Consider the following 12048-nt stretch of genomic DNA (forward strand, 5'->3'; position numbering starts at 1 on the left):
GGATGGAGGTGGCCGGCATGCTTGTGCGTTTGAACCAAGTGCTCGGCCGTATGATGCCATTTATTACGCCTATTAGTGTATTACTTGGTGTTTTATTGGCGGCTTATTTAAAGGATTTTACGTTTATGGTACCTTGGGTATTTGCCATTATGACATTTTCAGGGAGCTTGTCGTCTACTTTTTCAGCTTTAAAACATACGGTGATGCATCCATTGCCTTTGATTTTATCGTTTATGATTTTGCATGTGTTGATGCCTCTGTATGCTTGGTCAGCGGGGCATTTGATATTTGCGGGTGATTCTATGACGATTACCGGTTTGACGCTTGCGATGGTGATTCCGACAGGTGTGTCTAGTTTAATATGGGCGGCAATGTATAAAGGGAATGTCGGATTAACGTTGTCTATCATTTTAATAGATACATTGCTTTCGCCATTGATTGTGCCAGTAAGCTTGTCACTCTTCGTCGGTACACAGGTCCATATGGACATGGTGGCGATCATGAAAGGGCTGTTCGGTATGGTGGTGCTGCCCTCTATTTTAGGGATGCTCGTTCGTCAGTATGCAAAGCCATCGGTGACAAAAGCAATGAGTCAGACCTTGGCTCCTTTTTCAAAATTAGGCTTGTTTGTTGTCGTATCGATTAACAGTTCTGTTGTCGCCCCATATTTGCGTGAATTGGATGCTGCCTTTTTTAGCAAAGCAGCGACTGTCTTTTTCATTGCGATGAGTGGTTATGCATTTGCGTGGTTGATTGGAAAGGTGATGAAATGTACTCAAGGGGAGATTGTTGCCATTGTGTATACGGGCGGCATGAGAAATATTAGTGCCGGAGCTGTGCTTGCGATTAGCTTTTTCCCGCCTGCTGTGGCTGTTCCTGTTGTGATTGGTATGCTGTTTCAGCAAGTACTTGCTGCCTTGTTTGGTTCCTTACTCAATCGTTTTGAGCTAAAAGCACCTGCTGTGACTAAATCTTTAACATGAAAAGACCTCCATCCTATGAGATGGAGGTCTTTTTGCGAATTAATAGATGAGATATTTCTTCCGTTTCTTTTCGAACGATTTGAGGTCGTGATGATAGCGTTTCATGATGTGTTTGACGGAAGTTCCTTGATTGATTTCTTCTTTGATCCAACCATTCCCGATGAGTTTATCAAAGCTTCCTGTTTGAAGGAATTCAAATTCTTTTGGATATAAATCATGTATGGCTTTGATGATGGATAAACCTGTTTTTACCGCTTCGAATGAAGAGCGGTCTGTGACGTATAGTTGCACACCGTGTGATAGTTTCCCAGCATGTTTAGAAAAAGTGGGGGTGAATGATACGGGTCTAAATTTCACACCCTTTAGTTTTAATTGATTTAAATGATCTGCTAGTTCATTGCTATTGATATATGGAGCACCAATGAGCTCGAACGGTTTTGTTGTTCCTCTGCCTTCAGAGACATTTGTCCCTTCAATTAATCCTGTGGCGGGATATACAAAGGTACTATCCACTGTCGGCATATTAGGTGAAGGAAGGACGAACGGCAGCTTCGTGTCATCAAACGTCATGGACCGCTTCCAATATTTCATTTTGATGACTGTGACATCAGCATTAATACGAAATTCCTTGTTAAAGAATGTGGCTAGTTCACCAGTGGTCATTCCATGTCTTAATGGTATTGGATAGAGCCCTACAAATGAAGCGTGCTCAGGTTCTAAGACAGGTCCTTCTACTTTTAGTCCGCCAATGGGATTTGGACGGTCTAGGACAACAAAGGGAATGTTGTTTTCTTTCGCGGCCTCCATTGCATAGGCCATCGTGTAAATATAGGTGTAATAACGAGAACCAACATCTTGAATATCAAACAGCAAGACGTCTACATTTTTGAGCATGTCAGGCGTTGGTTTTCTTGTTTTTCCATAGAGAGAGTAAACAGGAAGACCTGTTTTTTCATCGGTATAGGATTCGACGCCTTCTCCTGCTTGTGCATCGCCGCGCACACCATGTTCAGGCCCATAAAGAGCAGTAAGCTTGATATTTGGATGCTCAAATAGAAGATCGACACTGCTTTTCATATTTGCATCAATACCAGTTGGGTTCGTAATGAGGCCGACCCTTTTCCCTTTTAACCATGAAAGATTGCCTGAGAGTAGTGTTTCTATCCCTGTTTTGACTGTTGCTTTTTTTCCTTTTGTATCTGTTCGTTCTTGGTTTGCGGGGGAGGCGGCGGTCAATGTGCTCATCATGAGAATGCTTGCGAGTATCAAGCTTGCTGTTTTTTTCAAGAGAATCCCTCCTATTTGATCTGTTTCCCTTTCAAGTTGAGTCCATAGCCGAATGGATACAGGGTTTGATTTTGATGAGTGACAGATGGGATATCTACAGGCAGTTTGCCTTTAGGTGATGCAGTGCCAAATATGACTTCTAATCCAGCAGGTATATTTGGCTGGTTGAATTGTCCGTTTGAGTAGCCTTTAAAACCGTAAACAGCTAGTAAGGCATCTGCCTCCTCAAAATTTGCTGCATCGTAAGGATTTCTTAGGCTCATGACGACCATTTTTTTGTTTTGTGCTGCAGCTTCTTTCATGACAGCACGTGGGAAAGCAGTCGCCCATTTTTTCGGGTCCTGTGCATTATCATCAATGACACCATCATTCACAGCTGGGTCATTTTGGACAACGTAAGATCCTGTAATCACATAGTCAGCGTCTTGTATGAGTTTGGCTGTTTCTTTGTTGAAGGACTTATCCGCAAAAGCATATGATTGGATACGTACAGGCTTGATCTTTTTTTGTTTAATCAGAGAGTCAATTGTGACAGACATGGCTTTTGTCTGATCTTCGTAAGGTGCCATAACCAAGATCTTGTCATTCTTTTTAGGTTTGAAGGGTAGGGTCTTATTGTTGTTTTTAAGCAGGGTGATCCCTTCACGTGCCATTTTTTGTTCTGCTTTCCGGTGCGATTTTTTCCCAACGACTTGAGTGGCTTTTTTGATTTTTTTCTCAAGGGTCATAGGTTTTTTTGAAGAGATGATGCCACGTTTGATCTTCAATTGAAGAATTTTTTCAACAGATTCGTTGATTTGAGACATCGGGATTTCTTTTTTTACAATTGCCTGTTTTACCGCATTGAACACATTCTCAAGATTTTTCTCTGTTTTAAGAGAGGTGACTGGTGCTGGCATGAGGGCGATGTCGACGCCAGCCTTAATGGCCATCACTACAGCTTCCTCCTGTCCGAAGTTATCTGCAATCGCTTTCATGTTTAGGGCGTCTGTTACGACAACTCCTTGAAAGCCCATCTCTTCTTTTAATAAATTTGTGATAACTTTTTTCGATAAGGTTGCTGGAACCATAATGTCCTCGCCATCTTTTTTGCTTTTATACGTTGTATCATCAATAGCAGGAAATTGAACATGAGCGGTCATGACCATATCCGCACCAGCGTTGATCGCTTGTTGAAACGGATACAGCTCCACTTTTTTTAGACGATCTAGATCATGTTCTACGAGCGGCAAGCCATAGTGACTATCGACTGCTGTATCACCATGTCCCGGGAAATGCTTGAGTGTCGAAATCGTCTTCTCCTTTTGAAGTCCCTTCATGGTTTGAAGACCAAGCCTTGTGACAAGAGCAGGATCAGAGCTAAAGGAACGGACACCAATTACGGGGTTGTTTGGGTTATTATTCACATCTAGCACAGGAGAGAAGTTTGTATTGATCCCTAGTGCGTTTAATTCTTTACCGATGATTTTCCCTGTGTCGTATGCATTTTTCTTGCTTCTAGAGGCACCAATCGACATATTTCCTGGGAAATGTGTTCCCTTTTGTAATCTTGTGACGATTCCACCTTCTTGATCAATTGAAATGAGTAATGGAATCTTTGGTGATGCTTTTTGAAATTCATGGGTTAGTTTGACGGTTTGTTTCGTATCAACGACATTCTCAGCAAATAAAATGACACCGCCTAGATGATATTTTTCTACAAGGTGTGACACTTCTTTATTCATCTTAGTGAAGCCTGTAGGTGTGGATTCATCTTTTGTTTGCCAATTACGAAAGTCTGGCATGAGCATTTGGCCTATCTTTTCATCCAAAGACATGTTTTGTACCATTTGTTTTGCGGTTGGAAGAGGGGCAGAGCTTACCTTCTCCGTTGGAATAGAAGAGGTGAGCAGTGCTAAAACCAAAGCAGCGGGGAACAGTGCTTTTAACATCGAATTCCTCCTTTTACTTAAAAGATTCATAGATGGCTGTCATAATGCTTCCATAAGTGCCAGTTGGGAAAAGGTCACCTTCAAATTGATTTGGGTTGGCTTCAGGTGAAACGACAGGCGAATGTTTCTTATTTGTCAGCAAGACGATGCCTAGATTATGTTTTGGATCAATCAATGTCATGGTTCCGGTCCAGCCGGTATGTCCATAGGCTTCGTTACTTGCGTATTTTCCAAACATCCATTCCATGTCAGTATGACCGTTTTTACGCCAGCCTAGCCCGTATGTTGGGTTTGTATCAGAAGAGGCTGTAAAGAGATCAATAGAAGCTTGATCAAAGATGGTGGTTTTTCCATAGCCTCCTTTGTTCAGCATGAGCTGGAGTAGTACGGCCATATCGGATATGTTAGAGAAAAGTCCAGCATGACCAGAGACTCCTGCCATTGAGTAAAATGCTTTTTCATCGTGTACTTCGCCTAGCAGGGTGTATCTGCGAATGTTTTCAAAATCAATGACACCATCTCGCGAATTACCTACACGTTCGGTTGCTGCAAAATGCTTCGGTTTAAAACCTTTTTGCAGCGGATTGAACATGGTGTGTTTGAGACCTAGCGGTTGGTAGATTGTCGACTCTACATATTGATCAAGAGGCATCCCTGTTTTTTTCTCAATGATCATGCCTAACAGCATGTAATCAATGTCACTATAAATGTGCTGGGTGCCTGGTTTGTATTGCAAAGGAACCTTCGGCAGCCATTTCATCGTTGTCTTTCTATCTTGAGAGTAAAAGGTGCCGGCTGCTTCTTTGCTATAAAATAAGACACTGGAAGGGAGTCCGGCAGAGTGGGTCAGAAGATCTTTTACAAGGAGCTGATCTTTGCCGGTTACCTTTGCATCTGGTTCATCTTTAAAATCTGGCAGGATGGCTTGTATTTTTTCGTTCACATCTAGTTTTTTCTCATAGACAAGTTTTTGAAGGGCATAGTTTGTCGCATACATTTTGGTGTTGGATGCTAAGTCGAACATTGTATTTTTTTTCATTTTCTTATAGGATTTGAGTTCTGTTGTACCGTTGTATTTTTGCCTGTAGCCATAGGCTTTTTGATGGACGATTTTTCCGTCTTTGATAATGATGAGTGCGGCTCCAGGAAATCCTGCTTTGATGTCCTTTTGAATCATGTGATCAACCTTCCTAAGCTGCCTGGAAGAAAAACCAACTTGTTCCGGTCGTTTTGCCTTTTTTAAGACGGGGTATTCTTCAGGTGCTGTTTTAGACAAAGACGATACAAGATGGGAGCTAGTTGCAAATGTTTGTGCTGGTAATCCAAAAAGCATGAGCAGACTTGTTATTAAGAGAAAGTATTTCTTCAAGAGTTAGCCCTCCTATTGCTTATTTTTCCTCAAATTCAACAGCCATATCATCATGGAAACCAAATAAGTATGTGAAAATAAATCCAGCGACATAAGCAATAAAGAGTCCGATTAAGTAAAGAAGCATTTGATGTGTGTGAACAATAAAGGTTAATGGGAGACCTGATACACCAATCGCCTTCGTTGCAATTTGGAAGTAGGCTTGAAATGCACCGCCAATTCCAGCGCCAAGACAAGCGGTGAGAAATGGTCGTCCCAGCGGGAGTGTGACACCGAAAATGAGTGGTTCACCAATGCCAAGCATCCCCGATGGAAGTCCACCTGCGATGGCTCTTTTGAGTTTTTTCTTTTTTGTTTTCATATAAATGGCGAATGCCGCACCTACCTGTCCTGCACCGCCCATAGCGAGAATCGGCAAGAGCGGGTCATCTCCTATGGAATTGATGAGTTCCATATGAATCGGTGTCAGTCCTTGGTGAAGTCCTGTTACAACAAGCGGAAGGAAGGTCGCACCAAGAACAAATCCAGCGAAGATGCCGCCCATATTTAATAGATAAGTTAATCCTGAGGTAATGGCATCCGATATAAATCCGCCGACTGGCATGAAGACAACGTACGTAAAAATGCCTGTAATAAGTAGTGTGATGGTTGGTGTGACGATGATATCAAGTGATTGCGGGACAAAGCGTCTGATTCTTGTTTCCACAAGTGCCATAAAAATGGCGGCTAGGAGAACACCGATAAGTCCGCCTCTGCCTGGTAGAATATTTGTGCCAAATAGCATAATGTCTGCGGAGGCTGGATTAATAATGAGGATCCCAGCTAATGCGCCTAATGCAGGAGAGCCCCCGAACTCCTTTGCGGCGTTTGTTCCGACTAATATACCGAGATAAGCGAACAGACCTGAACCAATAACGGTTAAAATGATCGCTGCTTGAGATTTTTCATCAAGCCAGCCTGCTTGCACGATTGCTTTTGTAATCCCTGTAATAAGACCTGATGCAACGAGTGCTGGAATAATAGGAATGAAAATGCTGGCAATTCGTCGTAAGAACAGCTTGAACGGTGTGCGGTTCTTTTGTGAAATGGCTTGCTTGTTTTTTTGTGCTTCGTTGTTTAAATCATAAGAGCCAGAGGCATTTAGCAGTTGTTCAAATGCACTTGATACTTGGTTGACAACACCAGTACCTAAGATGATTTGTAGCGTTTCTGCCTCAACGACTCCAATGACGCCATCGAGTTCTTTGATTGCATTGATGTCAACTTGTTCATTGTCAATCGGTGTAATTCGGAGACGTGTCATACAATGTGTATGGGAATAGATGTTTTCAGAACCACCACAGAGAGAAAGGATGTCTTTCGCCAACTGCTGATATTTCGTTTGATGACTCATGTTGAATCCCCCTTTGATTTTCGTTTCATGGAGCGGATGGCATGTCTTGTCTTATCAATATATTGCGCTGTCTCTTCATATTGACGGGAAGCTAAGCTGAGGAACAAGACATCAATTAAGTAGAGCTGTGCCATTCTAGAGGAAGTGGCTGCACTGCGAAAAGGTGCTTCATTGGAACCGGACGTCGAGAGGTGAACATCACATAAGGCAGAAACGCTTGTATGGCCTGGGTGCGTCAAGGCAATGGTTTTCACTCCATTGTCTTTTGCGAGCTGTAGGGCTTGAATGATGTCTAACGTTTCTCCTGAAAAAGATATACCGAACACGATGTCATTCTCTCCTGCATTTGCGATTACCGTTGATGCGATGTGCATGTCAGTAAAGGCAGTCGCTGCATAATTGATTCTAAGAAATTTCTGCTGGGCATCCGCTGCGACGATGCCAGATGCACCGACGCCGATAAAATGGATTTGGTTTGCATGAAGCAGTAATTGAACAGCTTTTTCTAATGCATCTGCATTTAAGATAGAAGCAGTATCCTTAATCGATTGAATCGAGTTTCCTGCTGTTTTTTGAATAATGGATTGAATTGGTTCATCTTGTTCGATATCACGGTAGCCCTGTTTATCGCTGTGCATCAAGTCTCCAGCGATTCGCATTTTTAAATCGTGATAGCCATCTAGCCCGAGAGATTTACAAAGGCGAATGACTGCAGAGCTGCTTGCACCGGCTGCCTGACTAATCTCGTGTACTGTGCTTTTAATGACTTTGTCAGGATGGGCAAGGATATAGTCTGCAATGATTTTTTCAGATTGGGGGAGCTTTGCTTTCATTGTGTGAAGTAGGGTGAGTCCACCTGCTGACATGAGCTCTGCCTCCTTTAGGATTGATGATGTGAGATGGCTTTGTCGATATGACCATTTGCTTTGTTGAGTAAATCCTTGGCTGTTTTCTTGTCTGTGTTTGTTTGAAGCATGACGATGGCGGTTTTGACTTCTAAGTCTGCCGCTTCAAGCGTTTTCAAGGCTTGTTCATAGGAAGCGTTTGTCACATGTTGAATGATGGTGATGGCGCGTTCTTTTAATTTATGATTGCTGACTTTCACATCAACCATCAAGTTTTCATATACTTTTCCTTGTCTGATCATGACAGAGGTGGAAAGCATATTTAAAATCATTTTATGAGCGGATGCGGCTTTCATTCGTGTTGACCCAGTAATGGCTTCTGGTCCTACAATGACTTCAATGGCGCAGTCTGCCAGTTCGCTGATTTTTGATTGTTCATTACAACTGAGGGCTACTGTTTTTGCGCCGATGGATTTAGCGTAGTTTAAAGCACCGATGATGTAGGGTGTCCTGCCGCTGGCAGCGATACCGACGACTGTATCTTTTGATGTCAGGTGAATGTGTACTAAATCTTGTTTGCCGGCTTCTTCACTGTCTTCCACATCTTCGGCAGCATGTGAAAAAGCAGAGTCTCCGCCTGCCATGATGCCGACAATCACATCAGGTGAGACGCTATAGGTAGGGGGACATTCGACAGCATCCATCACACCTAGTCTGCCACTTGTCCCGGCCCCTAAATAAATGAGTCTGCCCCCATTTGAAATGGAATCATAGGCAAAGTCACTTGCTGTTTTGACATGTGGTAGGACAAGGTTCACTGCTTGAGCGACCTTCATATCTTCTTCGTTGATCATCTGGAGTATTTCAAGCGGATCTGCTTGTGATATTCCCATTGTGTTAGGATTTCTTGATTCTGTTGTTAAAGAACGCAATTGAGATGGCTGCATGCGACATTCCTCCTTATTTCTTCATTTTCAGTATATTCAGTATGATATTAAATTTCAACATTATATTTAAATACTGAAATTATATTTCAGTAAAAAAGTAGTGCTAATCAAAGGTGAATAGTTAGAAAATAAAAAAAATAAAAATCCCCTTTACAAAAGGGGGACAACCTGTATATAATAACTTTTGTCAGCTTCAAGGAAACAGTCAAACTTGACAAATTGGCCCGTTGGTCAAGCGGTTAAGACACCGCCCTTTCACGGCGGTAACACGGGTTCGAATCCCGTACGGGTCACCATTGATGTGGAGGATTAGCTCAGCTGGGAGAGCATCTGCCTTACAAGCAGAGGGTCGGCGGTTCGAGCCCGTCATCCTCCACCATATGCCGGTGTAGCTCAACTGGTAGAGCAACTGACTTGTAATCAGTAGGTTGGGGGTTCAAGTCCTCTTGCCGGCACTGTTTTTCTTTATCAATTTCATATGTGGAGGGGTAGCGAAGTGGCTAAACGCGGCGGACTGTAAATCCGCTCCCTCCGGGTTCGGCGGTTCGAATCCGCCCCCCTCCACCATTTTTGGGCTATAGCCAAGCGGTAAGGCAACGGACTTTGACTCCGTCATGCGTTGGTTCGAATCCAGCTAGCCCAGTTAAGACACCTTTTTCAAAAAGGTGTCTTTTTTATGTTGGTAGCGGAATGTATAACTATTCAAAATATTGTTGAGTTGAGTCAGAAGGCATCGAGAAAGTAAAATATAAGCAGGAACGGAAAGGGGATGTACATATGGGAGAGCAAAAGAAAGTCACACTTGTCGGGGTTCCAATGGATTTGGGTCAGATGAGAAGGGGTGTCGACATGGGACCGAGTGCGATTCGGTGTGCAGGCGTAAAAGAAAAATTGGAATCGCTTTCATTTGGAGTGGAAGATCTCGGAGATATTCCGGTTGAACAAAGAGATGATGAAAAGGGTTTATATACAAGTGAAAAGCTAAAAAATTTAACGGAGAATGCTGGTGCGAATCAGCTGCTGGCTGAGAAGGTTGACAGTATTGTGCAATCAGGCTCATTCCCGCTCATTTTAGGCGGTGATCACAGCATTGCCATTGGCACACTTGCGGGAGTATCCAAGCACTATGAAAACTTAGGTGTCATTTGGTATGATGCACACGGTGATTTAAATACAGAGGAGACCTCTCCTTCTGGAAATATACATGGTATGCCGCTTGCAGTCAGTCTTGGCCTTGGTCATGCTGATTTGACGAACATTGGTGGTTATTCTCCAAAATTGAAGCCTGAGAATGTTGTTTTAATTGGTGCTAGATCCTTAGATGAAGGAGAACGGGCATTGATTAGAGAGAAAGGTATTAAAGTGTATACGATGCATGAAATAGATCGTTTAGGGATGACAAGGGTGATGGAGGAGGCCATTTCATATTTAAAGGAAAGAACGGATGGTGTCCACCTGTCACTTGATTTAGATGGATTAGATCCAGCCGAGTGTCCAGGTGTTGGAACTCCTGTGGCAGGAGGCATCAGTTACCGGGAGAGTCATCTAGCCATGGAGCTTTTAGAGGAAGCGGGTATTTTGACTTCAGCTGAATTTGTTGAGGTGAATCCGGTTTTGGATGAAAAAAATAAAACAGCCGAAGCAGCTGTTGCGTTGATTGGTTCGTTAATGGGCGAAAAGCTATTGTAGAGCGGGACTTGTTCCCGTTCTTTTTTGTTTTGGATAAATTTAAGGATATATTAAGGTTTTTACTGGTGGATATACGTAACACGCTGTCAAAAATTTGTTACACTATTTTTTAGAGGAGAATGAAACCTTTTGGAAAGAGGTTCGTATACATAAAGACCGGTGAAGGCAGAGGTTGAATATACTATGGACACAATGATTAAAAAGAGAATTAAGCAATTGAAAAAAGGCGACCAGAACGCATTTGCAGACATCGTAGACCTGTATAAAGACAAAATTTATCAGCTGTGCTACCGTATGCTTGGGAATGCACACGAAGCAGAGGATATCGCACAGGAGGCGTTTATTCGTGCCTATGTGAATATTGAGAGCTTTGATGTGAATCGTAAGTTTTCTACGTGGCTGTACCGCATTGCAACCAACCTGACCATCGATCGTATTCGCAAAAAAAAGCCGGATTATTATTTAGATGCAGAGGTGGCAGGAACAGAAGGATTAAATATGTATTCTCAAATTGCTGCTGATGGCATTTTGCCAGAGGAAGAGGTGGTGTCTCTTGAATTATCGAGTACCATTCAGCAAAAAATTCTAAGATTACCCGATAAATATCGTTCGGTCATCGTATTAAAGTATATTGATGAACTCTCGTTAAAAGAAATTAGTGAGATCCTAAATATACCAGTTGGTACGGTGAAAACGAGAATACACAGGGGTAGAGAGGCTCTCCGTAAACAGTTGAGAGACCTTTGAGTGAGGTGATTTTGATGAGCTGTCAGGAAAAAATCGTCCTGCTTATGCATCAGTATTTAGACGGGGACATTGAGCCCCAAGACGAAAAAGAATTAAAAAGCCACCTGCAATCGTGTGAGGAGTGCTGTACTCATTTTCAACAAATTGAGAAATCCATCGCGCTTGTGCAGAGTACATCTCATATAGAAGCACCAACTGATTTCACTGCAAAGGTGATGGCAGGTCTTCCAAAGGAAAAAAAGCGTGTGTCGATTCAAAGATGGATCAAAGCTCATCCGCTGATGGTGGCCGCTGCCCTCTTTCTCATTTTGATGGGAGGCAGTCTGTTTACAAGCTGGAATACGGATCATAATTTCAGTGTGTCAAAACAGCCGAATCTCGTCGTTGTAAATGATACAGTGACCGTACCTAAAGGGGAAACCGTAAAAGGTGATGTCACTGTCAAAAATGGCAAGCTGATTGTAGAAGGCAAGGTTGATGGAAATGTCACCGTCGTCAATGGGGAACAGCTGACTGCTTCTGCCGGACAAGTCACTGGTCAAATTAATGAAATTAATGAAGTATTTGATTGGATTTGGTACAAAATGAAATCTACAGCACAAAATGTGATGCGGGTCATTGGACCAGAGGAGCAAAAGTAATCATACGGGTCGAGAGCAGTCTCTTTAGGGGCTGCTCTTTTTCTATATCATAGGTCTGAATGTATCCCCGAAATAGCACGCCAGCCATATATGGCAACTGTTTTCCTTGCTGAAACAAAATGTGGTATAATAGCCACGCTATGTATTTACACATAGGTTCTTTTTTTATTAAAAATGCATCAAACGAAGAATAACTGAAAATTCTGGAGGACGAGG

The 12048-nt window shown here is 42.6% G+C and carries 10 protein-coding genes and 5 tRNA genes; 9 read left to right on the forward strand and 6 right to left on the reverse strand.

Translation table 11 applies throughout. The features are described from left to right. Nucleotides 1–17 precede the first annotated feature (17 nt). A complete protein-coding gene (locus tag GPS65_RS04840) occupies nt 18–983 on the forward strand; it encodes a bile acid:sodium symporter family protein (protein ID WP_012008731.1) in 966 nt (321 codons plus the stop codon). Between the two features lie 39 nt (nt 984–1022). Here the strand turns inward: GPS65_RS04840 and GPS65_RS04845 are convergent, their stop codons facing one another. The 6 genes from GPS65_RS04845 to murQ are packed head-to-tail and all read right to left on the reverse strand — an operon-like array spanning nt 1023 to nt 8755. Next, on the reverse strand, nt 1023–2270 hold the full coding sequence (locus GPS65_RS04845) for an exo-beta-N-acetylmuramidase NamZ family protein (RefSeq protein WP_144482163.1): 1248 nt from the start codon (nt 2268–2270) through the stop codon (nt 1023–1025). An 11-nt stretch (nt 2271–2281) separates the two neighbouring features. Then, entirely contained in the window at nt 2282–4201 is a 1920-nt protein-coding gene (locus GPS65_RS04850; RefSeq protein WP_144474146.1) for a glycoside hydrolase family 3 protein, read from the reverse strand. A 13-nt stretch (nt 4202–4214) separates the two neighbouring features. Beyond that, nucleotides 4215–5570, reverse strand: a complete 1356-nt coding sequence (gene pbp4b / locus GPS65_RS04855; protein ID WP_012008734.1) for a penicillin binding protein PBP4B — start codon at nt 5568–5570, stop codon at nt 4215–4217. Nucleotides 5571–5589: 19 nt separating this feature from the next. After that, entirely contained in the window at nt 5590–6963 is a 1374-nt protein-coding gene (locus GPS65_RS04860) for a PTS transporter subunit EIIC (RefSeq protein ID WP_012008735.1), read from the reverse strand. Continuing rightward, nucleotides 6960–7829, reverse strand: coding sequence for a MurR/RpiR family transcriptional regulator (locus tag GPS65_RS04865; protein WP_012008736.1), 870 nt, complete (start codon nt 7827–7829; stop codon nt 6960–6962). Before GPS65_RS04865 ends, GPS65_RS04860 begins: the two co-directional genes overlap by 4 nt. 14 nt (nt 7830–7843) lie before the next feature. Continuing rightward, nucleotides 7844–8755, reverse strand: coding sequence for an N-acetylmuramic acid 6-phosphate etherase (gene murQ / locus GPS65_RS04870; RefSeq protein WP_012008737.1), 912 nt, complete (start codon nt 8753–8755; stop codon nt 7844–7846). 221 nt (nt 8756–8976) lie between these two features. Between murQ and GPS65_RS04875 the strand changes: the two genes are divergently transcribed. The 8 genes from GPS65_RS04875 to rsiW all read left to right on the forward strand — a co-directional run bounded on the left by GPS65_RS04875 (nt 8977) and on the right by rsiW (nt 11832). Further along, a tRNA-Glu gene (locus GPS65_RS04875) sits at nt 8977–9051 on the forward strand. 7 nt (nt 9052–9058) lie between these two features. Next, nucleotides 9059–9134: transfer RNA gene (locus GPS65_RS04880), tRNA-Val, on the forward strand. A gap of 3 nt (nt 9135–9137) precedes the next feature. Beyond that, nucleotides 9138–9210, forward strand: a tRNA-Thr gene (locus tag GPS65_RS04885). Nucleotides 9211–9237: 27 nt separating this feature from the next. Further along, nucleotides 9238–9322, forward strand: a tRNA-Tyr gene (locus GPS65_RS04890). Nucleotides 9323–9326: 4 nt separating this feature from the next. Beyond that, a tRNA-Gln gene (locus GPS65_RS04895) sits at nt 9327–9398 on the forward strand. A 134-nt stretch (nt 9399–9532) separates the two neighbouring features. Continuing rightward, complete coding sequence (rocF, locus tag GPS65_RS04900) at nt 9533–10444, forward strand: arginase (protein ID WP_012008738.1); 912 nt, start codon at nt 9533–9535, stop codon at nt 10442–10444. Between the two features lie 183 nt (nt 10445–10627). Beyond that, nucleotides 10628–11191 carry an RNA polymerase sigma factor SigW gene (gene sigW, locus GPS65_RS04905; protein ID WP_003217112.1) on the forward strand — a complete coding sequence of 188 codons (564 nt, stop codon included), beginning with the start codon at nt 10628–10630 and terminating at the stop codon, nt 11189–11191. 14 nt (nt 11192–11205) lie between these two features. Continuing rightward, nucleotides 11206–11832, forward strand: a complete 627-nt coding sequence (rsiW, locus tag GPS65_RS04910; protein ID WP_012008740.1) for an anti-sigma-W factor RsiW — start codon at nt 11206–11208, stop codon at nt 11830–11832. The last annotated feature ends 216 nt before the right edge of the window (nt 11833–12048 follow it).

Source organism: Bacillus pumilus (assembly GCF_009937765.1).
Classification (GTDB): Bacteria; Bacillota; Bacilli; order Bacillales; family Bacillaceae; genus Bacillus; species Bacillus pumilus_O.

What these genes read in the sequence shown, in the direction of transcription:
- GPS65_RS04850 (WP_144474146.1), bottom strand. Translation starts at nt 4,201, where the DNA reads ATGTTAAAAGCACTGTTCCCCGCTGCTTTGGTTTTAGCACTGCTCACC.
- rocF (WP_012008738.1), top strand. Translation starts at nt 9,533, where the DNA reads ATGGGAGAGCAAAAGAAAGTCACACTTGTCGGGGTTCCAATGGATTTG.
- GPS65_RS04865 (WP_012008736.1), bottom strand. Translation starts at nt 7,829, where the DNA reads ATGTCAGCAGGTGGACTCACCCTACTTCACACAATGAAAGCAAAGCTC.
- GPS65_RS04860 (WP_012008735.1), bottom strand. Translation starts at nt 6,963, where the DNA reads ATGAGTCATCAAACGAAATATCAGCAGTTGGCGAAAGACATCCTTTCT.
- rsiW (WP_012008740.1), top strand. Translation starts at nt 11,206, where the DNA reads ATGAGCTGTCAGGAAAAAATCGTCCTGCTTATGCATCAGTATTTAGAC.
- murQ (WP_012008737.1), bottom strand. Translation starts at nt 8,755, where the DNA reads ATGCAGCCATCTCAATTGCGTTCTTTAACAACAGAATCAAGAAATCCT.
- GPS65_RS04840 (WP_012008731.1), top strand. Translation starts at nt 18, where the DNA reads ATGCTTGTGCGTTTGAACCAAGTGCTCGGCCGTATGATGCCATTTATT.
- sigW (WP_003217112.1), top strand. Translation starts at nt 10,628, where the DNA reads ATGGACACAATGATTAAAAAGAGAATTAAGCAATTGAAAAAAGGCGAC.